We start from the raw sequence: 22,765 nt of genomic DNA on the forward strand, positions 1-22,765 counted from the left end.
CCCGAAACGCGTTTTACGGTGCTGAACGCCCGAGTGCAACACCGCGCGACTCGGGTTGCGGGCACAGTTTATTGCGGGCCGATCGGCGCGATCTTCATGCCGTCCTTGAGCGTGCCTGCACGCGACAGCGCCACCCACTCGCCCAGCGCCAATCCGCTGAGCACGCCGATCCCTGCGGGCGTCTCATCCCCGAGCGTGATCCGCCGCAGATGCACGCGTGATGTGGCAAGATCGACGACATAGACCTGCGCCATCGTTCCCTGCCGCGCGCACACCGCGCTGGGCGGCACGGCGAGCAACCGCGTGCTCGTCCCGCTCGCGATGATGCTGGCGGTGCCAGCCTGGCCCACCTTCAACCGCGCATCGTCGGGCAGCGCGATCTCGACCGCTACCGCGCCCGCCGGATCGGGATGCGCCGCGATCGCAATCACGCGACCGACGACAATATCCTCGCGGAACGCGGCGAAAGTCATCTTCGCGTTCGCGCCCAGCGTCACGCGCGCGGCATCGGCGGCAGGCAAAGCGAGGCGAAGATAATGGCTTGCTGCGCCCGCCCGCACGCGCGTGCCGGGCGAAACCGGCTGGCGCTCGCGCAGCGCGACCGTGCCCTTGCCGGTCACGGTCGGCACGACGATCGTACTTCCCGCCTGTGCGATCCGGACGGAGGGCTCCTGGGGTGCCTGACGGGCAGCAACGGGTTGCGACGCGGGTTTGCTGCAGGCCGCCAGCGCCAGTCCCAGCGCCAGCACCACCCACCGGCGGGTCAATTCTTGATCTTCCAGCCCGACCGCAGCAGCGCGTAACACGCCACCGCCAGCACCACGTCGATCACCAGCACCACGATGCTGCCGATCAGGATCGGCGAATCGGCGGTGCCGAGGAAGCCGTAGCGGAAGCCCGAGATGATGTAGAAGAACGGGTTGGCATGGCTGACCGCGCGGAAGGCCGGTGCCAGCTTGTCGACCGAATAGAAGGTGCCCGACAACAGCCCGAGCGGGGTCACGATGAAATTGGACACTGCGGCTGCATTGTCGAACTTGTCGGCCCAGATCGAGGTCAACACGCCGAGCAACGCCAGGAACATCGTGCCGAGCAGCCCGAACCAGGCAACCGCCCAGAAATGCACGGGAATCAGGTGGATCCCGTAAAGCAGCATCGCCAGCCACACGCCGACCCCGACCAGCAGACCGCGCGTCATCGCGCCCGCCACCAGCCCGGTCAGCAATTCCAGCGTCGACAGCGGCGGCTGCAGATAATCGACGATCGTGCCCTGAATCTTGCCGACCATCAGCGAAAAGCTCGCATTGGCGAAGGCCGGGCCCATCATGCCCTGGCTAATGATCAGTCCCGGCGCGATAAAGTCGCCGAAGGGAATATCGATTCCGCCAACCGCGACCGGCCGCTTTGCGCCCGTTGCGACCGTGAAAACCACCAGAAACAGCAAGGTTTGGATCGCGGGCGCCCAGATCGTCTGCAGCTGCACCTTGAAGAAACGGCGCACCTCCTTGATATAGAGCGTTCGAAGGCCGCCCCAATTGACGTTCCGGAAGACCGGAACGCCCGGAGCGTTCATCATTGTGGAAATTTCGCCGATTGGGGGCTGGCTGCTCATGGTGCTGTCGCTAAAGACTGCCGCCGCCGCCCGCAACCCGTTATGGAAACGGTCGGCATGACAATTGGGAAGATTGAATGAGCTGGACCGACGAACGCATCGATACGCTGCGCAAGATGTGGGAAGCGGGGCAGACCGCGAGCCAGATCGCCGAGGAACTAGGCGGCGTCAGCCGCAACGCCGTGATCGGCAAGGCGCATCGCCTGGGGCTGCAATCGCGCCCGTCGCCGGTCAAGCCCAACGAACCCGCCGCTGCGGCCGCACCAAAGGCCGCCGCGCCCAAGCCGACGCCGCCCGCGCCGCGTCCGCCAGTCGAGCGAGTCGCGCCCCCTGTCGTCGCCGCGCCAGTTGCCAAGCCCGAGCCTGAAGTCGCCGAAGACGTCGAACTCGATGTCGAGGACGATGCAGAGGACGAGATCGAAGCGCCCGTCGCGGTCGTGCGCCCCGCCCCGCCGATCCTGCGCTCGGTCGGCCCCGGCGGCTTCCTGCGTCAGGCCCCCGGCGAGCAACAGGCACCGATCACGCCCGCGCCGCCGCGCCGCTTGGTCCCTGCCAAGCCATCGGCAGACATGGTCGGCAAGACCACGTTGCTCGATCTCAGCGACAAGATCTGCAAATGGCCGATCGGCCATCCGGGCGAGCCCGACTTCCATTTCTGCGGCGAGAAGGTGAACCCCGGTTTCCCCTATTGCGTCGGCCATTGCGGCCACGCTTATCAGGCACAGCTGCCGCGCCGCGATCGTCGCCCGGCCCCGCCGCTCCCGTTCGGCGGCCCCCGCGCCCGCTGATCGGCGCGACAGGACAAAGAAAAGGGGTCGCCGACACACCGTTGGAGGCCCCTTTTGTTTGGGCGCTTCGATCACAGCGTCGCAGTTCGGCGATGGTGCTTGGCAGTATCCCCGCCCGCGCCGTATAGCCGCCTCATGCCAGAAGACCTGTTCGCCGCCTCACCCAAGCCGATGACCGATTACGATGCCTCGTCGATCGAGGTGCTGGAGGGGCTGGAGCCTGTCCGGCGCCGCCCGGGCATGTATATCGGCGGCACCGACGAGCGCGCTTATCACCACCTCGCCGCCGAAGTGCTCGACAATGCGATGGACGAGGCCGTGGCGGGCCATGCCACGCGCATCGAAATCGAGCTGCACCCCGGCAATCGGCTGGTGATCATCGACAATGGCCGCGGCATCCCGGTCGATCCGCACCCGAAATTTCCGGGCAAGTCGGCGCTCGAAGTGATCCTCTCGACGTTGCACTCGGGCGGCAAGTTCGATGGCAAGGCTTATGCGACCTCGGGCGGGTTGCACGGCGTCGGCGTCAGCGTGGTCAATGCGCTGTCGTCCGACACGATCGTCGAGGTCGCGCGCAACCGCGAACTGTATCGCCAGCGTTTCGCGCGCGGCGAGACGCTCGGGCCGCTGGAGCATGTCGGTGCCGCCCCCAACCGCCGCGGCACTTCGGTCAGCTTCGTGCCCGATGCCGAGATTTTCGGCGCGGACATGCACTTCAAGCCCGCGCGGCTGTACAAACTCGCCCGTTCCAAGGCGTATCTGTTTGCGGGCGTCGAAATCCGCTGGAAATGCGCGCCCGGCATCATCACCGACGACACGCCGCCCGAGGCCGTGTTCCAATTCCCTGGCGGCCTCGCCGATCATCTGCGCGAACAGATTGCGGGGCGTGAGTGCGCGACCACCGATTTCTTCGTCACCCGCCAGGATTTCCCCGGCGAAGCGGGCCGCGTCGAATGCGCCGTTGCCTGGCCGCTGTGGAGCGACGGATCGTATAGCTGGTATTGCAACACCATCCCCACCCCCGATGGCGGCACGCACGAAGCGGGGCTGCGCGCCGCGCTGGTGAAGGGCATCCGCGCCTTTGGCGATCTGGTCGGCCAGAAAAAAGCCAAGGACATTTCGCCCGAGGATATCATGACCGGCAGCGAGCTGATGCTCTCGGTCTTCATCCGCGACCCGCAATTCCAGAGCCAGACCAAGGACCGCCTGACCTCGCCCGAGGCCGCCACGCTGGTCGAGCGCGCGGTGCGCGACCATTTCGACCATTTCCTCAGCGACAATATGGAGCGCGGCAAGGCGCTGCTGTCTTATGTCATCGAGCGCATGGACGAACGCCTCGCGCGGAAAGCCGAGCGCGAAGTGAAGCGCAAGACCGCGACCAGCGCGCGCAAGCTGCGCCTGCCCGGCAAGCTGACCGATTGTTCGTCCAACGGCCCCGAAGGCACCGAAATCTTCATCGTCGAGGGCGATTCGGCCGGCGGCTCGGCCAAGCAGGCGCGCGACCGCAAGACGCAGGCGATCCTGCCGATTCGCGGCAAAATCCTCAACGTCGCCTCCGCCACCTCGGCCAAGATCCATGCCAATCAGGAAATCGCCGATCTGATCCAGGCGCTCGGCTGCGGCACGCGCAAGGACTGTGTGGCGGAGCATCTGCGCTACGAACGCGTCGTCATCATGACCGACGCAGACGTGGACGGCGCGCATATCGCCACGCTGCTGATGACCTTCTTCTTCCAGGAAATGCCCGAAATCGTGCGTGCGGGCCACGTCTATCTGGCGCAACCGCCGCTCTACCGCCTGACCGCAGGCACCAAGAGCCTGTACGCGATGGACGACGCCCACCGCGCGCATCTGGAGGCGACCGAGTTCAAGGGCAAGAAGGTCGAAATCGGGCGCTTCAAGGGTCTCGGCGAAATGAACCCGATGCAGCTGCGTGAAACGACGATGGACCCGAAGTCGCGGGCGATGCTGCGCATCACCTTGCCGCAGGAATATGAAGAACGCGCGGTGGTGAAGGATCTGGTCGATCGTTTGATGGGCACCAATCCCGCGCACCGCTTTGCCTTCATTCAGGAAAATGCCGCGCGGATGGACGAAGACGCGATCGACGCCTAAGATTCATCGGCCTATGGTTTGCGTCGGAGTTTTTCATGCCCCGTCTAAATACGCTGTGCCTGCTATTGGCCGTAATAGGCACCCCTGCCTTCGCGCAGACAAAGGACGCAGCGACAGCGAACACCACGGGACCCGACATTGTCGTGACCGGTGTTTCGCTGAGCGATGCGAAAGCGGCCCTGCGCGCCTGCCTTGACCAGCATTGCCCGCCGGACAAGGATATTGCGGCAACCTTGGCACTGGCGGAGACGGAGTTCGTCGCCGGGGACTACAAATCGTCCCGCGCAACGATGCTCTCATCGATCGGCCGCAACCGCCGTTTCGCCAAGCAATATCCGGTCCCCGTATCGGACCTGTTGCGCGCCAATTCCCGAGTGGCGGCGCACCTAGGCGAGCAAACCGCATATCGCAGCGGCGCGATCGAAGTCGTGATCGCGCTGAAAGCGGGGCTGGCTCCGTCCGATCCGCGCGTGTTGAACGCGCAGCTCGAATTAGGCGACAGCTACGCCAAGACTGGCGATACCAATGACGCTATCGACCTCTATCAGGACGTTGCCAAACACGCCCATGCCGCTCATCAATCAAGCAGCGAGGGATTTGCGCTCCTCAGAATTGCCCACCTGTACGCAGCGTTTTCAAAAGGAAAATCAAGTCCTTACTACACAGATGCGGTAAACGCCGCCAATCGCCTGATCGCGCGAACCGAGCCCGAGCTTGCCCCCTTCGTGCGAGCGGCAAAGCTGCTCAAGGCAAATATGGCGGTTAAGCATGGCGATACAGGAGCGGTTGATCGCCTTGTCGCAGAATATCGCGACGCTGCCAAAGGGACCGCCGTCCCCGTCTTGCTCTATGCGCCAAAGATCGAACAGCGTCAGCTCTCCGGGCGCGAGGGGGCGAGCGGGACCGCGCTTAACCAACTCGCCGTGGATGACTTCGATAATCAGTGGGTTGACGTAAGTTTCCTGATCGGTGCCGACGGGAAAGTGAGCGAGACAGAGGTCCTGCGCAAGTCTGCGACACTCTCGGGCGATTGGGTCAAGCCGATCCTCACCGCGATAGCGGGACGACGTTATGCTCCGCTAGCACCCGACAATCCGGGCTTCTTCCGAGTGGAACGGTATTCCTTCACGGCGGCCTGGACCACACAAACCGGCTCGCGCATGCGGGTGCGCTCGCCCGTCCCCAAAATCGAAATGGTCGATCTATCGCGCGATCAGGCGGTCGGCGGCTGACGCCCTACTCACCCATCCTTGCGCGGTGGTATTTCATCCGAACCACCACCCCCGCCAGTACATGCAGCACCGCCATGCCGATCAGAAATAGCGGCAATATCATCGGCATTTGCGGCCAGTACCGCGCGCGCAGGCCCGCCAGCACCGCGCCGGCAATCGCCAGCGCGACACCCATCCAGCGGATCGGTCGCGTAACCATGCGCAGTTCCTTTTGATAGGCGGCGCGCTCGGCGGGGTCGTTGAGGTTGGGGGGTGGCAAAGCCGGGGTCATCGCGCATTCCATTCGCTGGCGAGCAAGCCCCACAAAAAGGTATCGCGCACGCCGAGATGCGTTTCCCACTCCTCGCGCAGCCGCCCTTCGAGCGTGAAGCCAAGCGCTTTCAGCAGACCGTTCGAAGCCGCATTTTCGGGGTCGGTGTCGGCAATGACGCGGCGTTGACCTTCGACGCGCAACACCTGATCGAGCACAGCGCTCACCGCTTCGCGTGCGATGCCACGGCCCCAATGTGGGCGCGCGACCATATAGCCGATCTCGGAAACGCCGGGCCGCTTCTCGCGCACCGTGACGAAGCCGATGGCAGTGTCATCGCCTGAGAGCGTGATCGCCCACCCGCGAAACACCCGTTGAATGTCAGGCGATTTGGTGAGTTTGGCGCGAGTCTCCTCGATCGACTGATGCGGCCCGCTCGACCAATAGGTCATCAATTCGGCATCGGCGAAAATCGGAAACAGCGCCCCGGCATCGTCGGGCGTCCGCTCACGCAGGCGCAGGCTTGCCGTTTTCAGCGTCGGAATCGGCCTCATGCCGTCAGCGCGTCGACCAACGCCTTGACCTTTTTCTGCCGCCACTGCGGCAATGGCGCAACCAGCCAATAGCCCAGCCGATACGGCCGCGCGTCGCCCACCGCGACCACGCGCCCGGCCGCCAGATCGGTCGCCGCGAGCAGTTCCGGGATCGATGCGCGCCCCAGCCCCTGTGCTGCGGCATCCAGCGCCAGCCCGGCATCGGCCACGCGGACAAGCGACTCCGACGCGTCATCAACACAGCCCGGCCAGGAAATCCGCGTATCGGCCCCGCCGCCAGGCCGCTCGACCGTGACCATCCCGGCCGAGGCAATCGGCTCGCCCTCATGCTCGCCGGGGCCATCGCCCCAGCGAATCGCCAAATCGAGATTGGCCTCGGTGAAATCGATCGCGCCGCTGGTCCCGAAGGTATCGGACGAGATCAGCACGAAGCGCATTTCGCCGTCGGTCCGCGCGATGTCGGCCAGGCGCGGCATCAGCCATTTCTGGGTAAGGTCGCGCGGCGCGGCGATGGTCAGCGACTTGCTCGTCTGCCCGGCCTGCATTGCCCGCACAGCTTCCTCGAATTGCAGAAAGCCCTCGCGCAGCGCGGCGAGCCCGCCTTCGCCCTCGGGGGTCAGCTCAAGCCCCTTGGTCGTCCGGCGGAACAGCACCACGCCCAGCGTATCCTCCAGCGCGCGGATCTGCTGGCCCACGGCAGCCGGCGTCACCGCCAGTTCGTCGGCGGCGCGCGTAAAGCTCAGGTGCCGCGCGGCGGCATCGAGCACGCGCATCCCGTTAAGCGGGAGGTGCGTCCGCTTCATGCCCCCACCGCCGGCGCGATCAGCGCGAATCGCGGGATTTCGACGTCAAAGCCCGAGCCGTCCTCGCCCATCATGTGATAGCTCCCCAGCATCGACCCGGTCGAGGTCGAGAGCGGGCAGCCCGAGACGTAATCGAAGCTTTCGCCGGGGGCGAGCAAGGGCTGTTCGCCGATCACGCCCTCACCCTCGACCGAATGACGCGCACCGCGACCATCGGTGATGACCCAGTGCCGCGTCAGCAATTGCACCGCTTGCGGGCCGGCATTTTCCAGCCGGATATGATAAGCCCAGAACCACCGGCCACGCTCGGGCTCGGACTGTTCGGGCAGGAAGCTGACCGCGACGCGCACGATCACCCCGCGCGTCTCCGCGACGTACGGGAACAGCGCCTTCACGACCGCCGCCCCGTCATAGGCCGACTGCCGTCAGCGCGCGATCGAGATCCTCGATCACGTCGTCAGCGTCTTCGAGACCGACGTTCAGCCGCAACATCCCCTCGGTCACCCCCATTTCCAGGCGCTTGTCTTCGGCGACGCCGGAATGCGTGGTGGAAGACGGGTGCGTCATCAGCGAGCGCGAATCGCCGATATTGTTGGAAATATCCACCAGTTGCAGCGCGTCGAGCAGGCCGTGCGCCTGCGCGCGCCCTTCGACCTCGAACGCGAAGATCGGACCGCACGCGTCCATCTGGCGCATGGCGAGATTGTGCTGCGGGTGGCTCGGCAAGCCCGGATGCAGGATGCGCGGCACGCGCGGCTCCAGGAAGCGACCGACCTTCAGCGCATTTTCCGATTGGCGGCGGATGCGCAGGTCGAGCGTCTCCAGCCCCTTCAACACCACCCAGGCGTTGAACGCACTGAGCGTCGGCCCGGTGTTGCGCGTGAAGGGCAGCAGCGTGTTGGTGATGAAATCCTCGGTGCCGCACACCGCGCCCGCCAGCACGCGCCCCTGCCCGTCCATCATCTTGGTCGCGCTGTACGCGGTGACGTCTGCCCCAAACTCCATCGGCCGCTGCAGCGCGGGCGTGGCGAAGGCATTGTCGACCACGCTGGTGATGCCGCGCGCGCGCGCGATGCCACAAATCGCGCTCAAATCGGCAATGTCCATCGTCGGGTTGGCGGGGGTTTCGAAGAAGAACACCTTGGTGTTGGCCTTGGCCGCATCTTCAAATGCCTGCGGATCGCGCGCATCGACCACAGTCGTCTCGATGCCGAATTTGGGCAGCAGCGTGTCGACCAGCCAGCGGCACGATCCGAACGCCGCGCGCCCGGCCACGACATGGTCGCCGGTCTGGAGCTGGCACAGCAGCACCGCGGTCATCGCCGCCATGCCCGTCGCCATCGTGCGGCACGCCTCGGCCCCTTCGAGCAAGGCGATGCGCGCTTCGAGCATCTCGACCGTCGGGTTCTGCAGCCGCGAATAGGTCATGCCGATCTGATCACCGGCAAAGCGCGCCGCCGCATCGGCCGCGCAATCATAGGCATAGCCCGAGGTGAGGAACAGCGCCTCGGAGGTTTCCCCCCATTCGCTCCGCGCGGTGCCGCCACGCACGGCTTGCGTTGCGGGGCGCCACTGGCGCGTGATGCTTTGGTCCTGGCCGGTGCGACGTTTCATGGGGCACGCTTTGCCGGGCGCGGGGGGCGCGCGTCAATGGGGCGATTCGCGTGAGGGCGATCCACGCTCCCTTGAAAGCCCCGTAGCGAAGACGGATAGAGGCGCGCGTGAACGCCACCCAACCCAGTCCCTATCGTGCCGCCGCGTTGCTGGCGGTCCTGTCGCAAGCGCTGTTCTGTTTTCGCCTGACCGTGCCGACCAAAGTTATGTTCGACGAGGTGCATTACGTCCCCGCCGCACGGCACCTGATCGCGCTGAGCGGGCCGGTCAATATCGAACACCCCCTGTTCGCCAAGGAGATCATCGCGGGCGGGATCCTGCTGCTCGGCGATAATAGCCTCGGCTGGCGCTTCTTCTCGACGTTGGCGGGTACGGCCACGGTGCTCGGCATATTCGCGATCGTATGGCTGATGCTGGGGCGAGTACGCCCGGCGCTGTTCGGGGCGTTGTTCGCCTTGTTCAACGGCACGGTGTTCATCCAGGCGCGGATCGCGATGCTCGATGGCTATATGGCCGCGTTCACCGTGCTGGGCATCGCCGCCTTGCTGTGGGCGATGCGCGCCGAGTCGAGCGGGTCGGCCTGGTCGCGCTGGGTGCTGGGAAGCGTGCTGCTGGGTCTCGCAGTCGCCGCGAAATGGATCGCCGCGCCCTTCGTCGCTTATGCCGCGATTGCCTTTATCGCGGTGCGGCTGAACGATGCGCGGCGTAAGGGGCGCTCGGTCTATGCCGCGCTCAACGCCCGCCCAATCGGGGGAGTACACCGACATTGGCCGGGCATGGCGGCGATCCCGGCGATTCTGGTGCTGGGGACGGTCAGCATCGCGACCTATTTCGCGACCTTCGCCCCTGCCTTTTTCTACACGGTGCAGCCGATGACGGTCGCCAAGCTGCTGCCCTTTCAAATGCAAATGTACGGCCAGCAAACGCAAGTCCTGCCGCACCACCCCTATCAATCGGCCTGGTGGACGTGGCCAGTGATGGTGCGGCCGATCTGGTATCTGTACGAACGCGTGGATAGCGCGCAGCGCGGGGTGCTGCTGGTCGGCAATCCGGCGGTGCTGTGGGGCGGGCTGGTTGCGGTCGCGGCGTGCCTGTACGGCTGGTGGCGGACACGCGCGCCCGCGCTACTGGCGGCGACGGGGCTATGGCTGGGCAGCTATGTGATCTGGGCGATCATCCCGAAATCGCTTGGCTTCTTCTATTATTACTATCTGCCGAGCATCTTCCTGTGCGTCGCGCTGGCGGTGTCACTCGATCATTTCGCGCGCGGCAAGCGCTGGGATGCGCGCTTCCTGCTGCTGGTCGTCGCGCTGTTCGCGCTCTTCTATCCGGTGTTATCGGCAATGCCGTTATGGGGGCCCAACGCCTTCCATTTCTGGACGTGGTTTCCGAGCTGGGTTTAGAGGCTGTCCCTTTCCCCGTTCGCCCTGAGCCTGTCGAAGGGCCGCCTCCGCAGGGGCACCGTTGCTTGTGCGGCGGGGCTTCGACGAGCTCAGCCCGAACGGACCATGGATGATCGTGCTTGGGCGAAAACGACTTTAATACCGCCCCCACACGAAGCGCGACGACAGCGCATAATTCCACACCGCCGCCACCACGATTCCCGCCAGCGCGGGGGCCGCCCACGCTCCGTGCTGCACGCTGAACAGGAACGCCGCGACCCCGACATTGGCCGCCGCGCCAACCGCGCAGACGAGGCAGAACGACACCCAGCCATCGAACAATTGCCGCACGCCCTTCAGCCGCCGCTCGCGATAGGTCAGCGCATTGTTGAGGAAGAAGTTGAAGGTCATCGCAACGCCCGTCGCGACGATCGTCGCGGCCAGGAAGTTCAGCCCCTCCGCGCGGAACAGCGCCCATAACACCGTCAGGTGGACCAGCGCGCCCAGCGCTCCAATCCCTGAAAACATCACGAACCGCACCGGCACGATCCGCCCGAACAGCCGATCGTACAAAGCGATCAGAAACTCCATCGCCACGACATGGTCGAGCTTGCTCTCCCCCTCGCTGCGCAGGCGGAAAGTATAAGGCAATTCGAGGAATTTCAGCGGACGCGGGCTCGCGGTCATGATGTCGAGCAGGATCTTGAAGCCGATCGCCGACAGGCCCGGCACCAGCGCGCGCGCCACAGCGGTGCGGATCATGAAGAAACCGCTCATCGGATCGCTAAGGTCGGCCTTCAGCACATAGCGGGACAGCCGCGTCGCCAGCGCCGATTTGGCCACGCGATCCTGATCCCAATCGCCCGTACCCCCGCCCGCGACGAAGCGCGATCCGATGACCAGATCGAGCGCGCCATCCGCCTGCAAGGCATCGAGCATCTGCGGCAGCAGCGTCTCGTCATGCTGCAAATCGCCATCGATCACCGCGACCGCCGGTGCCGCAGTCGCGCAAATCCCCTCGATGCACGCCGAGGACAGGCCGCGCCGCCCGATCCGCTGGATCACGCGTACCCGCGCATCGCGCAGGGCAAGATCGCGCGCCGCCTGCGCGGTGCCATCGGGGCTGTCGTCATCGACGAAAATCGCTTCCCAGCGTCGACCGGCCAGCGCCGCGTCGAGCTTGGCGATCAACACTGGAACATTGCGCAGTTCGTTGAAGGTCGGGATGACCACTGCGAGTTCCAGCGCTTCGCTCATTTGAGCGCAGCCAGTACCGCGTCGCCCATCGCCGCCGTCGAATGCGTTCCGCCCAGATCGGGCGTGCGCGCACCGTCCGCGATCGCCGCGATCACCGCCGCCTCGATCCGCTGCGCCGAGGCTTCATCCGCCAGCGAGTGCCGCAGCAGCATCGCCGCCGACAGGATCGCCGCGCACGGATTGGCCTTGCCCTGCCCCGCAATGTCGGGTGCCGAGCCGTGGATCGGCTCATACAGCCCGCACGTCCCCTGCCACTCATTGAGCGAGGCCGAGGGCAGCATCCCGATCGAGCCGACGCACATGCTCGCCTGGTCGGACAGGATGTCGCCGAACAGATTGCCCGTCACGATCACGTCGAACGCGCCGGGGTTGCGCACCAGCTGCATCGCGGCATTGTCGACATACATGTGCGTCAGCTTCACATCGGGATAATCGAGCGCGATCTCATTGACGACTTCGCGCCACAGTTGCGAAGTTTCCAGCACATTGGCCTTGTCGACCGAAGTGAGGATGCGCTTGCGGCGCTGCGCCATCTCGAAACCGACGCGGACGATGCGGGCGACCTCGACCTCGTCATAGCGCATCAGGTCATGGCCTTCGCGCAGGCCGGTATGCGTGATGCTGCGGCCCTTATCGCCGAAATAGACGTCGCCGGTCAGCTCGCGCACAATCACCAGATCGATCGCACGCGCCACTTCCGGGCGGAGTGCAGAGGCGTCCTCCAGCCCCGGAAACATCTTGGCCGGGCGCAAATTGGCGAACAGGCCGAGCGCCTTGCGCAGGCCCAGGATCGCCTGTTCGGGCCGAAGCGCGCGCTCCAGCCCGTCCATCTCGGGATCGCCGACCGCGCCGAACAGGATCGCATCGGCGCGTTTGGCCAGCGCGAGCGTTTCGGGCGGCAGCGGGTGGCTGGTCTGGCGATACGCCGCACCACCGATCGGCGCGCTCTCAAACGCATGGCCAAGGTCGAGCGCTTCGAGCACGCGGCGCGCCTCATGCGTGACTTCGGGGCCAATGCCGTCTCCGGCGAGAAGTGCGATCAGTGCCACAGGCGTGCTCCCTTATGCTGCGCAGGCCAATGCCGAGGCGAAGCGCCTCACGCAACCGCCCTTTTCAACCGATCGACCAGCCGCGCCCGCGCATCGAGCGTCGCCGCCCTCCGATCCACCAGGATCTGCCGCTCCAGCGCGTCGCCGGTAAGCGCGAGCGCGGCGAGAATGTCCTCCCAATCGGGCGCGACGCCGGTGGTGAGTGCGCGCGGCAGCGTGTCGCGCTCCAGCCCATAGCCAAGCTCCGCCAGCAGCAGCAGTTCATAGCGTGCCAGCGCCAGCGCCCATCCCCGCGCGGCGGGCGCGGATTCGACCGCCATGATGGTCCCGTCGAGCGCCGCATAGAGCCGCGGATAGGGCTGCGCCTCAGGCAAAGCGGCGGCGGTCAGCGTCGTCACCCAATCGAGCGCGGCGGCGGGCAGCGGCTCGGCATAAAGCGGCGCGCGGCTGGTGACGAGTTCCACGCTCAGGCTCGCAAGCTGGTCATCGGTGCGCGCGCGCCATTCGCCGATCACGCGATTGGCGGGTTGCAGGATCGGCCGAATACGACTGGACCGCCCGCCGCGCACATAGCCCGCCTGCAACCCATGCTCGACCGTCAGCGCCCGCACGATCGCGCCATGCTCGCCATGATGGCGGATGGCGAGGATCAGGGCTTCGACACGCAGATGCATGGCGGCGGTGTAGCGCGGGGGCGAGTTTTCGCCAGCCTTGGCGTGGGCGATAAGGGATTGGTGATTTTGCTTAGATCGGGTGGTTAGCTCTTAAGCAACTTTCGCTCAATGGCCGACCACTAGAGAGAGGGAATATGAGAGTTGTGGAGGCTAATCCAATAGCGAAGGATTATGCGCCTCTCTGTCCGGTTGGTAGCACAAAAGATGCAAATGTAGCCGAAAACATGATTGGATGAATCTTTCGCGAGCGTCGTTAAACTCAATTCCACCCATAGTCATCGGTTCACGCTGGGGTAAGGTTATTAAGTTGCATACCGCCTTAACTTCTGGTGTTTCAAAGTAGATTACTGCCCTCGCGTGCGCGAAAGCGTTTCGCACACCACGGATCGCCTGTATGTCGGCAGCCGTTTTCTTTCCCACGACGCCAATAATATACGCCATTTTTATTTTCGCATTGAAATCCCTTAGGACCCCTTCGTCCGCAAACAGCAGCTTGCTAGCGTCTTCGCGCCTGCAGAGATGCGCCGCAATGGCACACTCGAGCCCTTGCTCAACTCCGGTGGCAGCTATGAGCGCGGTCTCTCGATCGTATTGTCGATCGCGCGGCTGACGACTGATAAGACCATACGGAAATAGCTCATTGGGAGCCGTGTCAGCGGACGCATCATTGAACGATAATTTACGCAAATTATCGAATAATTTTCTCCGTTCTTTGCTACTGATCGACAGATTCAATTTACTCTCCCTATCGCCAATGAAGCGGGAATCCACGTCATCACATCATTCATCCGAAATCTGCTATAACCCTGCAATTGTTCATGTGGAGATGTTGCGCTCGATCACAATAACAATGATTGTTCTTGACGGCTATTGAGGAGTGGAGCGCCGCAGGTGAAGCCCACCCCCTACCGCCGCACCCGCTTCGCCAGCGCCTCCAGCCCCAGCCGCGCGACCGCGCGCTTGCCCCACGCCGCGCTGCGGTCGAACACATCGAGCGCCACCATCGTCGCGCGATTGGCGAGCGAGGGGCGCAGCAGCAGCAAGTCGAGACAGGCGACCCCATGCGTGGCGAAGCTGCGCTTGTGCTGGCCGTCGCCCTCGGTGAAATCGAACTGCGTGAGGCCCGGCTCGGCATAAAGGTCGCGCATCGCCTCCAGCATCAACACCCCGCCCGGCGACAGATCGTTGAACGCCGGATCGTGCCCGACATGGTCATAGCGCACTGTGCCCGCCACGACCGGGCAATAGAGATAGGCGGCAGGCTCCCCGGCGATATAGAGCAGCCACGCGCGCACCGAATCCGCCGCTGCCAGCGCATCAAGGCTTTGCAGAAACGCCGCATCGTCGGGCAGACCGCCGCCCAGCAAACGCTCCTGATAGGTGCGCCGCGAAATGCCGCGCGCAATGTCGTGGAAGCGCTGCATCTCCTCGGGCGTGCGGAACCGCCGCACGTCGAGCAGCCCGCCCGACACCTCCATCACCCGCCGCGTCTTGCGCTTGAGGCCCGAGCGCGTGTTGCCCGACAGCGCGGCCTGATACGCGTCGAACCCGAGGCCAAGATCGGTATAATGCCGCGTATAGCGTTGCCGCACCTGCGCGATCATGCCGGGTGCTGCCGCCAGCATCGCGGCGCGCTGCACAGCAGGCACGGAGGTGACGAGATAACCGTGCGCTCGCGCATCGAGCGGCGGCAAGCGGGGCGCTTCCCCGTCCAGCACCTGCCCCAGCGACAGCGGCACGCGCACCAAGTACCGCTCCACCGCAGCCAGCGTCCGCGCGCCGATCTGGAACCGCAGGGGCAGCGGCTCCGCCATCCTCATGCGGCCCGTTCCGCGACCATGTTGGACCATAATTGCTCGGCCTGACGCCAGCGCGTGCGCAGTGGATCGGGGCCGAGCGGAACGTCATATTGCCCAAGCCGCAACTCTGGGCGATCCGCGAAATGCATCGTCGGCAGTTCGGTCGCGCGTTCGGCGAGCAACGCGCACAACGCTTCGAAGCGGCGGACATGCACCGCATTGGGCCGCGTGCCCGCGCGGTTGGCGAGCTCGAAGCCGTGGCTGACGATCGTCACCGCCGCATGGTGCCGGTCGAGCGCATGGTCGAGGGCTGCGCGCATTTCGCCCGCCGACAGCGCGCAGATCTGGAAGTTGCGCAGAGCACCCGCTTTCTCCTCGATCAGCGTCACCGGCACCTCGATCACACCGCGATGGCGCAGCGGTGCGATCTGCGCGGCGGGGAGGTCGATCGCGCTCGGCCAAGGATGCTCGCCGCCATTGTGGCTGGCGTCATAGACGAAGCCGAGCTCGGCAAGGGCGCAAAGCGTATCCGCATTGGCGCTATACGATCCCGCGCGAAACGCGATCGGATGCGGCGCGCCGGTCGCGACAAGCAACTCGGTCGCCCCGCGAATCAGCGCGCGCTGTTCGGCCAGGCTATATTCGATGAGTTCGAATCGCGCGGCGCTTACGCCCTTGTCGCCTGCCACAGCGGCGGTCCAGTTCGGATGCAAATGGAGTTGCACCTCCTGCCCGGCCGCCAAAATCGTTTCCACAATCGCCCGGACGGGCGCGAGGCCAAAGGTCAACGCCGGCATCGGATCGACGAAGAAGCATGCCTTCAGCCCATGCCGCGCGAGCACCTCAAGCTGATACGACACCCCGACGCCCGCCGGTTCCAGCGAACGCGCGAAAATCTCCGCCCCGGCCAGGCCATCGCTGTGATGGCGCCACATCAATTCCGTATCGACGGTCAGGAAAACGGGAGAAGTCATCCCGTCGGCACCTAATGCGACGGGATGAAGATTTCACCAACCCAACAAACATTGCGACAGCGCTAAGACATCAGTCTCCGGTCAAAATGCGGTCAACCAATTGTTTCACCGTCGGCACAAACCCGTTGGAATAAAACGGATCGCGCTTGAACTGATAAGCACCGTGCCCAGCGAACATCAGATTCTGTTCGACATCGCCACCATGCGCGATGTCCTGCAGCGTCTTCTGGATACAGAAGCTGCGCGGGTCGGCCAGGCGGCCGGTCGAATTGGTCTCGGTGTCGGACCAGGATGAGAAAGCGCACTGGCTGAGGCAACCCATGCAATCGGCCTGGTCCTTGCGAATCACGCCCTTGTCCTGTGGCGTGACGAAGACGAGCGTGTTGTCGGGCGTTTTCAGCGCGTCGGTAAAGCCATCGCCGAACCACTGCCGCGCGCGCAGCAGGTCGTTGCGCGTCACCCAGAAGTTCTTGCCCTTCACCCCCACGTCGAGCTGGAACACATGGTCCCCGGCACTTTGCGTCGAAAAGGCGATCTGCCGTTCGGAACGCGCCTGCAGATGCCGCAGGAACGGGTTGAGCACCGCGCTCGAATAGAAACCGGTGGGCGAGAAGCGGTGCAGCAGCACCTCGCCTTCCTCGATATTGGTGAGGCGTGCCTTCCACGCATCGGGAATCGGGCTTTCCTGCGTCAGCAGCGGGCGCGTGCCGAACTGGAAAGCGATCGTGCCCAGTTCGGGATTGTCGATCCAGTCGGACCAGTCGCGGAGATACCAGACGCCGCCTGCCATAACGATCGGCACGCTGTCGGCAATGCCGCCCTCGCGCATCGTCTCGCGCAGCGCCTTCACGCGTGGATACGGGTCCTGCGGGACGAGCGGGTCCTCGGCATTGGACAGGCCGTTATGGCCGCCCGCCAGCCACGGATCCTCATACACCACCGCCGACAGCCATTCCGCCGCCTTCGAATATGCGCGCTTCCACAGCGCGCGGAAGGCGCGGCCCGAGCTGACGATCGGCAGATAGCTGACTTCATAGGACGCCGCGATCTCGCTCAACTTGTAGGGCATGCCCGCGCCGCACGTGACTCCGGAGACAAGTCCGCGCGTGCGTTCCAGCACACCGTGCAGGATGCGCTGCGCTCCGCCCATTTCCCACAGCACGTTGATGTTGATCGCGCCCTTACCACCGGCAATGTCGAACGCGCGGCGCACCTGCTGCACCGCCCCCTCGATCGCATAGTCGATCAGTTCCTCATGCCGTTCGCGGCGGGTGAGCGCCCTATAGACTTGTGGGATGATCTTGCCGTCGGGATCGTAACTGTCGGCATTGACGGCCGAAACCGTGCCGATGCCGCCCGCCGCGGCCCATGCCCCCGCGCTCGCGTGATTGGTCGCGGCGACGCCTTTGCCACCCTCGACCAGGGGCCAGACCTCGCGGCCGCCATAGACGATGGGCTTCAAACCTTTGAACAACGTGACAGCCTCCGACTTAAACTTACGTATGATATACGCTTTGGATGCACCGACGGGCAAATCGTCAATTAGACGAAGGCCTCCGGCCGCCCGATCACCGCGCCGTAGAGCCCGGCATAGCGGGCGATCATGGTGGCCTCGTCATACTCGGCCACCGCCTTGCGCCGGTTGAGTTCGCCGAGCCAGCGCCGCCCTTCCGGGTCCGATTTGGCCAGCGCCTCCAGCGCATCGCGGATCAAGACCTCATGCCCGCGCTTTTCGATGAAGCTGCTGTTTTCGGGTACGACCATCCGCAGCACATCGCCGACCGGTGTGGACACGATCGGCAAGCCCGCCGCCATCCCCTCGATCACGCAGATCGGGAATTGCTCGGATTTGGACGATAGCGCCAGAATATCGAACAGCCCGATATATTCGTGCGGGCGCGGCAGGAAGCCGGGCATCACCAACTGGTCGAGCATCCCCATCCGCTCGGCGGTGTCGAGGATCGCCTGCCGCTCGGGCCCCTCGCCCACGATCACCAGCCGCACGCGCGCCGACATGCCGCCCACCGCCCGGACCAGCATCGGCAGGTCCTTCACCTCGCGCAGTCCGGCAAGCGTGCCGATCACGATTTCGCCCGGCTTGCGCTTGAAGCCGGGAATCGCATTGGGCTTGGGCTTTTGCGCATAGAGCGCGGTGTCGATGCCATTGGCGATCCGGTGGACGCGCTCGCGCGGCTGTTTCCACGTTTTCAGCGCAATGTCTTCCAGCGTCTCGGAAGGCACCACCAACGCCGCCGCCTTGGTCAGCGCGAAGCGGCGATAGAGGTTGCGCGTCGGCTTCAGCCCATCGGCTTCATCGGCGTTGAAACCGTCCTCATGATGCACCAGCGGCGGCACCCCGGCGGACGACACGCGCCGCGCCATCGCCCCGTCGATCGCGCCCCAATTATAGGTCAGCACCAAATCGAAGCGGCGCATATAGGCCGCGATCGCTTCGTAGCGCTTTACCGAAGGGCCGCCGGTCAGCGGCGGCGGGTTCTGCGCGATCTCGTAATCGATGCCCTTGGCGATCGCATCGCGCGCGCCGTACTGGCCGTCCATGCTCGACACGATCGTGTGCCGCGCACGGTCGCCAAAGGCGTTCATCAGGCGCACCGCGCGCGCCTCCTTTCCGCCCAGCGAGAAGGTGGAGTGCAGATGCAGAATGTTGACCGGGCGCGCCATTTGGCCGGGCGTTAGCGGCAAATGAATGCCACGTCATCTCCCCAGTCATCTCGCCCGCCTCTTGAAAGCGCGCGCAACGCTCCATATTGTCGGGATGCGGACCGGGCCCCTCTGGCGAGGGCTGAACAAGCCCTCGTGATGTCGGACCGCATCGAGCTCGCTCGGTGCTGGACGGCCCATGACACCGTCCCCGCCCCGAAACAGCCCGATCGATTTCACCATCGAAGAAGAGGCTGCTGCCATGACCAAAATGATCGACCGCCTGACCGCCCTCCACCGCGCAATCGACTCCGCCGTGGCGCGCGAGCGCGCGCGTTTGGCCCCCGATCCCCTGCACATCGCCGCGCTGAAGAAGCGCCGCCTCGCGATCAAGGACCATCTTCACCGCGCGCTGACCCGGCGCGTCACCGCTACCGCATAAAGGACCCACACCCGTGCAACCCAATGTCTATCGCACCATCCCCAATACCGTCGCCGCGCGCGACGAGGGGCTTCGCAGCTACATGCTCGGCATTTATCGCAACATGGGGATCGGCCTGGCGCTGACCGGGCTGGTCGCGCTGGGCGTTGCCTCGACGCCCGCGCTGGTGGCGCTGATCTTCGGCACCCCGCTCAAATGGGTGGCGATGTTCGCGCCGCTCGCCTTCGTGATGTTCTTCTCGTTCCGCATCGACCGGATGACGACGTCGGGTGCCCGCACCGCCTTCTTCGCCTTCGCAGCGGTAATGGGCGTGTCGATGGCGAGCATCTTCCTGGTGTTCACCGGCACCAGCATCGCGCAGGCGTTCTTCACCGCCGCCGCGCTGTTCGCTGGCATGAGCCTGTGGGGCTACACCACCGGGCGCGACTTGACCAAGATGTCGACCTTCCTGATGGTCGGCCTGATCGGCGTGATCGGCGCGAGCCTGGTCAATCTGTTCATCGGCTCGTCGGTGCTGCAGACCGTCGTCTCGGTCGCCGGTGTCGTCGTGTTCACCGGACTCACCGCCTGGGACACGCAGCGCCTGAAGAGCGAATATTTCGCGTACGCCGGCACCCAAGCTGCCGAAAAACTCGCGATCATGGGCGCGCTGTCGCTGTACCTCAACGTCATCAACCTGTTCCAGCTGCTGCTGGGCCTGATGGGCCAGCGCGAGGAATAAGGCCTTACCCCCTCCCGCTACCACGCGGGAGGGGTTCGTTCAGGCGAAGGCCGATTTCGGGATATGCGTGATGCGACAGGCGAGATCGGCCTCGCCGCTGGCCACCACATAGTGGTCGCCGGCGTCGACAATGCCCGTCGTGAACACAACATTGTCGAGGTACATCAGCTCCTTGATCGGATCGGTCAGCGCCGGATTGGCCTCGATCAGCGGATCGTGGCTGGTCCGCAGGACGATGCTGGGATCGTCACGATCAAGGATCGACCAATAGGTCCGGTAAATCCCGACCACGCCCGACGGCTCCACGCCGTGCCACAAGGTCAGCCAGCCTTCGGGCGTCGCGATCGGCGGAGCCCCGCCGCCCATCCGCGCGGTCGCCATCGTCGCGGCGTGGGGGCGGATGCCCGGCTTGTCATAGGGCTTCCAATGCAGCGCATCGGGCGAACTGGCGAGATTGATCGACGGCCCCGCGCGCCACTCGCTGCCCGGCGGATACGCGAAATACAAATCGCCCAGCGGCCGCGTCTGCGCCCAATGCTTACCGCCGATCAGCCCCTCGAAGATCAGCATGTCCTTATTCTGGTGATCGAGCACGATCCCCTCCAGCGTCCAGTCGAGCGCGTTGTCGGAGGTGTAGAGCGTGGTCGAATGCCGCTCGGGGCTGACCGAGCACGTCGTCATCAGATAACGATCGCCGACCTTGCTGATCCGCGCATCCTCGACGCCGTAGCATTGGTATGAGGCGCGCGGGGTGACGGCCTTGTCGTAATGCACCGCCTCAACGCGGGTGCCGTCGGCGGTAAGTTCGACCGGCAGCAACCACGACAGCGAGGTCAGCGCCATCACCTTCCATCCGCCGCCCCGCATCATGAACTTGCGCGGATCGGAGGTATCGACAAAATCGAGCGGCCAGGCATCGAGGCAATACCCCCCGTCGAACCAACGCAGGGCGTTGATATGCTGGTCCGTCATCGGTGCCCGCAACGCCTCCGCCACGCGCACCATCAGCAGCAGATTGCCATTCGCCAGCCGCGTCATGCCGGGGTTGAACGCGCCCAGCACATAGGTTTCGGCATCCACCTTGCCTGCAAGCGGCGACCGCGCCAGGTCGACATCGGCGGGACCGAAGATCAGCGCATCATGGGAAAAGCTCATTCCGAATTCTCGTTTCGAGGCGTGATGGTCAATTGTTGCACGACCGCGCGACGCGGTTGCGTCAGGATATACTGGACGCCGACCGCAATGTCCTCGGCGCGCAGTGCGGTTTCGTCGCGGATCTTCTCGCGTTGTTTTTCCGGCGGCATCTCTGGCTCCTGCATCGTCGATCCGGTCAGGCCCGGCTCGACCAAAGCGACGCGAATGCCCTTGGGTCCCATTTCCCTACGGAACGCCTCGGCAAAACCCTGAATGCCGTATTTGATTCCGGCATACACGGTCGAATTGGGGCCCAGCACATGCGCGCTCATCGAGCCGATCAACACGATATCGCCCGCGTCGCCAAGCGCCGCGATCGAGGCGTGGGCAGTCATCAGATACCCGGTAAAATCGGTCGCGATGGCATAGCGCACGTCCTCCTCGGACATGTCGCTCAGCCCCTCGGCAGCGACAGCGGCGTTGATGACCGACACGTCGACGCCGCCGAGATACGCCCGGCTGGCCTCGACGAACGCTTTCGGGCTCGCAGGCTCGGCAAGGTCGAGCGTGATGCCGTCGCCCTCGCCAACCTCGCGAATGCGCGTAAGCGCGTCGGCCAGGTGCGCCGCGCTGCGGCCGCAGATAAACACGCGCGCGCCCTCACTCGCCAGCAGCACGGCGATAGCACGGCCGATCCCGGTCGTGCCGCCGGTGATGATCACGCGCTTGCCCTTCAAACTGGGCATTGCGGTATGCGCATCGGAAAGGTCAGTCATGCGAAGCTCCCGGTTATACTGCCGGGAGACGCGTCAGCCCGGTGCCGGTTCCGCCGCAATCCGCGCGAGCAGGCGATCGACCCCGGCGAGCGCCTCCGGTTCGCCAAGCGTCGGGGCATGACCGATCCCGGGGACCGTAACCAATTCGCCAACGGTGAGCCCGGCGACCATCCGCTCGGCGACGCTCGCGGCAAGGATATCGGACTTGCCCCCGCGCACGATCAGCGTGGGTACGTCCTTCAAGCGGTCGAGCGCGCGCCACATATCGGGGCCGGCCTCATTGCCCGGCACGCGGAACGGCTCCGCGATCTTCATATCGTAATCGAGCACGATCCGCCCCGCACTGTTGAGCCGATACAAGCGCTTGGCCATCGCCAGCCAGTCTTCGAGGCCATAGGTGGGATAGACGTCGCCATTCGCCTCCGCCACCGCGCGCGCGGCATGGATCCAGGTGGGCCAGCTACTGGATTTGCCGACATAACTGCGGATACGCGAAAGCCCTTCGGGCCGGATCTCCGGGCCGACGTCGTTGAGCACGGCCCCCACCAGCGTTTCGCGCGCCGTCCCCGCCAGCAACATCGTCACGATTCCGCCAAGCGAGGTGCCGATCGCGACGTAGCGCGCCACGCCCAGTTCGCCGAGCAGCCCCTCAATATCCTGCACATAGGTAAGCGGGACATAGGTCATCGGGTCCTTGGCGTAGCCGCTCTCGCCGCGCCCGCGCAGATCGACTGCGATCACACGCCACTGTGGCGACAGCCGCCGCGCGAGGTCGTCATAATCGCGCGCGTTACGCGTCAGGCCGGGCAGGCACAGGATCGGCGGGCGATCGTCGGGGCCCGGATACTCGCGATAGTGCAGCCGCACCCCGTCATTCGACCACCAATATCGATTTTCGTAAGGCGACATGGTCAGATCCTGGGGTTGC

At 64.9% G+C, this 22,765-nt stretch carries 24 protein-coding genes; 6 read left to right on the forward strand and 18 right to left on the reverse strand.

Annotated features, from left to right (window positions below; genetic code table 11):
• Positions 1-68 precede the first annotated feature (68 nt).
• Together ACP7BL_RS05800 and ACP7BL_RS05805 are read right to left on the reverse strand one after the other, a co-directional pair.
• Positions 69-767 carry an efflux RND transporter periplasmic adaptor subunit gene (locus ACP7BL_RS05800; protein WP_426257832.1) on the reverse strand — a complete coding sequence of 233 codons (699 nt, stop codon included), beginning with the start codon at positions 765-767 and terminating at the stop codon, positions 69-71.
• Positions 764-1,612, reverse strand: coding sequence for an ABC transporter permease (locus tag ACP7BL_RS05805; RefSeq protein ID WP_209611398.1), 849 nt, complete (start codon positions 1,610-1,612; stop codon positions 764-766). Before ACP7BL_RS05805 ends, ACP7BL_RS05800 begins: the two co-directional genes overlap by 4 nt.
• A gap of 77 nt (positions 1,613-1,689) precedes the next feature.
• Here ACP7BL_RS05805 and ACP7BL_RS05810 point away from each other — a divergent pair, with 77 nt between their 5' ends.
• From ACP7BL_RS05810 to ACP7BL_RS05820, 3 genes are all read left to right on the forward strand, one after another.
• On the forward strand, positions 1,690-2,400 hold the full coding sequence (locus tag ACP7BL_RS05810) for a GcrA family cell cycle regulator (protein ID WP_426257833.1): 711 nt from the start codon (positions 1,690-1,692) through the stop codon (positions 2,398-2,400).
• A gap of 135 nt (positions 2,401-2,535) precedes the next feature.
• A complete protein-coding gene (gene parE / locus ACP7BL_RS05815; RefSeq protein WP_426257942.1) occupies positions 2,536-4,515 on the forward strand; it encodes a DNA topoisomerase IV subunit B in 1,980 nt (659 codons plus the stop codon).
• A gap of 143 nt (positions 4,516-4,658) precedes the next feature.
• Entirely contained in the window at positions 4,659-5,747 is a 1,089-nt protein-coding gene (locus ACP7BL_RS05820) for a tetratricopeptide repeat protein (protein WP_426257834.1), read from the forward strand.
• Positions 5,748-5,751: 4 nt separating this feature from the next.
• Here ACP7BL_RS05820 and ACP7BL_RS05825 read toward each other — a convergent pair whose 3' ends face one another.
• From ACP7BL_RS05825 to ACP7BL_RS05845, 5 genes are read right to left on the reverse strand one after another with little or no spacing between them, the layout of a single operon-like run.
• Positions 5,752-6,018, reverse strand: coding sequence for a hypothetical protein (locus ACP7BL_RS05825; RefSeq protein WP_426257835.1), 267 nt, complete (start codon positions 6,016-6,018; stop codon positions 5,752-5,754).
• Positions 6,015-6,551 carry a GNAT family N-acetyltransferase gene (locus ACP7BL_RS05830; RefSeq protein WP_426257836.1) on the reverse strand — a complete coding sequence of 179 codons (537 nt, stop codon included), beginning with the start codon at positions 6,549-6,551 and terminating at the stop codon, positions 6,015-6,017. Before ACP7BL_RS05830 ends, ACP7BL_RS05825 begins: the two co-directional genes overlap by 4 nt.
• Entirely contained in the window at positions 6,548-7,354 is an 807-nt protein-coding gene (locus ACP7BL_RS05835) for a LysR family transcriptional regulator (protein WP_426257837.1), read from the reverse strand. The genes ACP7BL_RS05830 and ACP7BL_RS05835 overlap by 4 nt, the downstream gene beginning before the upstream one ends.
• The gene (gene apaG, locus ACP7BL_RS05840; RefSeq protein ID WP_209611409.1) at positions 7,351-7,749 is read right to left on the reverse strand and encodes a Co2+/Mg2+ efflux protein ApaG; all 399 of its coding nucleotides are present in this window, start codon (positions 7,747-7,749) and stop codon (positions 7,351-7,353) included. Before apaG ends, ACP7BL_RS05835 begins: the two co-directional genes overlap by 4 nt.
• Before the next feature lie 13 nt (positions 7,750-7,762).
• Positions 7,763-8,968: a trans-sulfuration enzyme family protein gene (locus tag ACP7BL_RS05845; RefSeq protein WP_426257838.1), complete on the reverse strand. Its 1,206-nt coding sequence runs from the start codon at positions 8,966-8,968 to the stop codon at positions 7,763-7,765.
• 107 nt (positions 8,969-9,075) lie between these two features.
• Between ACP7BL_RS05845 and ACP7BL_RS05850 the strand changes: the two genes are divergently transcribed.
• Positions 9,076-10,371, forward strand: a complete 1,296-nt coding sequence (locus ACP7BL_RS05850) for a phospholipid carrier-dependent glycosyltransferase (RefSeq protein WP_426257839.1) — start codon at positions 9,076-9,078, stop codon at positions 10,369-10,371.
• Positions 10,372-10,506: 135 nt separating this feature from the next.
• On the opposite strand, the gene ACP7BL_RS05855 is transcribed toward ACP7BL_RS05850, so the two are convergent.
• The 8 genes from ACP7BL_RS05855 to ACP7BL_RS05890 all read right to left on the reverse strand — a co-directional run bounded on the left by ACP7BL_RS05855 (position 10,507) and on the right by ACP7BL_RS05890 (position 18,785).
• The gene (locus tag ACP7BL_RS05855; RefSeq protein WP_426257840.1) at positions 10,507-11,607 is read right to left on the reverse strand and encodes a glycosyltransferase; all 1,101 of its coding nucleotides are present in this window, start codon (positions 11,605-11,607) and stop codon (positions 10,507-10,509) included.
• Positions 11,604-12,656 (reverse strand): 3-isopropylmalate dehydrogenase, encoded by a 1,053-nt coding sequence (gene leuB, locus ACP7BL_RS05860; RefSeq protein WP_426257841.1) that lies wholly within the window; start codon positions 12,654-12,656, stop codon positions 11,604-11,606. The genes ACP7BL_RS05855 and leuB overlap by 4 nt, the downstream gene beginning before the upstream one ends.
• Before the next feature lie 47 nt (positions 12,657-12,703).
• The gene (recO, locus tag ACP7BL_RS05865; protein WP_426257842.1) at positions 12,704-13,330 is read right to left on the reverse strand and encodes a DNA repair protein RecO; all 627 of its coding nucleotides are present in this window, start codon (positions 13,328-13,330) and stop codon (positions 12,704-12,706) included.
• 150 nt (positions 13,331-13,480) lie between these two features.
• On the reverse strand, positions 13,481-14,065 hold the full coding sequence (locus ACP7BL_RS05870; RefSeq protein WP_426257843.1) for a hypothetical protein: 585 nt from the start codon (positions 14,063-14,065) through the stop codon (positions 13,481-13,483).
• A gap of 170 nt (positions 14,066-14,235) precedes the next feature.
• Entirely contained in the window at positions 14,236-15,150 is a 915-nt protein-coding gene (locus ACP7BL_RS05875) for a GNAT family N-acetyltransferase (RefSeq protein WP_426257844.1), read from the reverse strand.
• Entirely contained in the window at positions 15,147-16,103 is a 957-nt protein-coding gene (locus ACP7BL_RS05880; RefSeq protein ID WP_426257845.1) for a polysaccharide deacetylase, read from the reverse strand. Before ACP7BL_RS05880 ends, ACP7BL_RS05875 begins: the two co-directional genes overlap by 4 nt.
• 70 nt (positions 16,104-16,173) lie before the next feature.
• On the reverse strand, positions 16,174-17,577 hold the full coding sequence (locus ACP7BL_RS05885; protein ID WP_426257846.1) for an NAD(P)H-dependent flavin oxidoreductase: 1,404 nt from the start codon (positions 17,575-17,577) through the stop codon (positions 16,174-16,176).
• Positions 17,578-17,645: 68 nt separating this feature from the next.
• On the reverse strand, positions 17,646-18,785 hold the full coding sequence (locus ACP7BL_RS05890) for a glycosyltransferase (protein ID WP_426257847.1): 1,140 nt from the start codon (positions 18,783-18,785) through the stop codon (positions 17,646-17,648).
• Positions 18,786-19,026: 241 nt separating this feature from the next.
• Between ACP7BL_RS05890 and ACP7BL_RS05895 the strand changes: the two genes are divergently transcribed.
• Together ACP7BL_RS05895 and ACP7BL_RS05900 are read left to right on the forward strand one after the other, a co-directional pair.
• Complete coding sequence (locus ACP7BL_RS05895; protein ID WP_341203058.1) at positions 19,027-19,206, forward strand: YdcH family protein; 180 nt, start codon at positions 19,027-19,029, stop codon at positions 19,204-19,206.
• A gap of 82 nt (positions 19,207-19,288) precedes the next feature.
• Positions 19,289-19,927, forward strand: a complete 639-nt coding sequence (locus tag ACP7BL_RS05900; protein WP_126847167.1) for a Bax inhibitor-1/YccA family protein — start codon at positions 19,289-19,291, stop codon at positions 19,925-19,927.
• A gap of 39 nt (positions 19,928-19,966) precedes the next feature.
• Here ACP7BL_RS05900 and ACP7BL_RS05905 read toward each other — a convergent pair whose 3' ends face one another.
• Genes ACP7BL_RS05905 through ACP7BL_RS05915 form a run of 3 tightly spaced genes read right to left on the reverse strand, consistent with a single transcriptional unit; the run spans position 19,967 to position 22,746 of the window.
• Entirely contained in the window at positions 19,967-21,082 is a 1,116-nt protein-coding gene (locus tag ACP7BL_RS05905; RefSeq protein WP_341203057.1) for a glycosidase, read from the reverse strand.
• The gene (locus ACP7BL_RS05910; RefSeq protein WP_400135955.1) at positions 21,079-21,837 is read right to left on the reverse strand and encodes an SDR family oxidoreductase; all 759 of its coding nucleotides are present in this window, start codon (positions 21,835-21,837) and stop codon (positions 21,079-21,081) included. The genes ACP7BL_RS05905 and ACP7BL_RS05910 overlap by 4 nt, the downstream gene beginning before the upstream one ends.
• 33 nt (positions 21,838-21,870) lie before the next feature.
• A complete protein-coding gene (locus tag ACP7BL_RS05915; protein WP_426257848.1) occupies positions 21,871-22,746 on the reverse strand; it encodes an alpha/beta fold hydrolase in 876 nt (291 codons plus the stop codon).
• Positions 22,747-22,765: the final 19 nt, after the last annotated feature.

This window comes from Sphingomonas sp. DC1600-2 (assembly GCF_049897605.1).
GTDB lineage: Bacteria > Pseudomonadota > Alphaproteobacteria > Sphingomonadales > Sphingomonadaceae > Sphingomonas.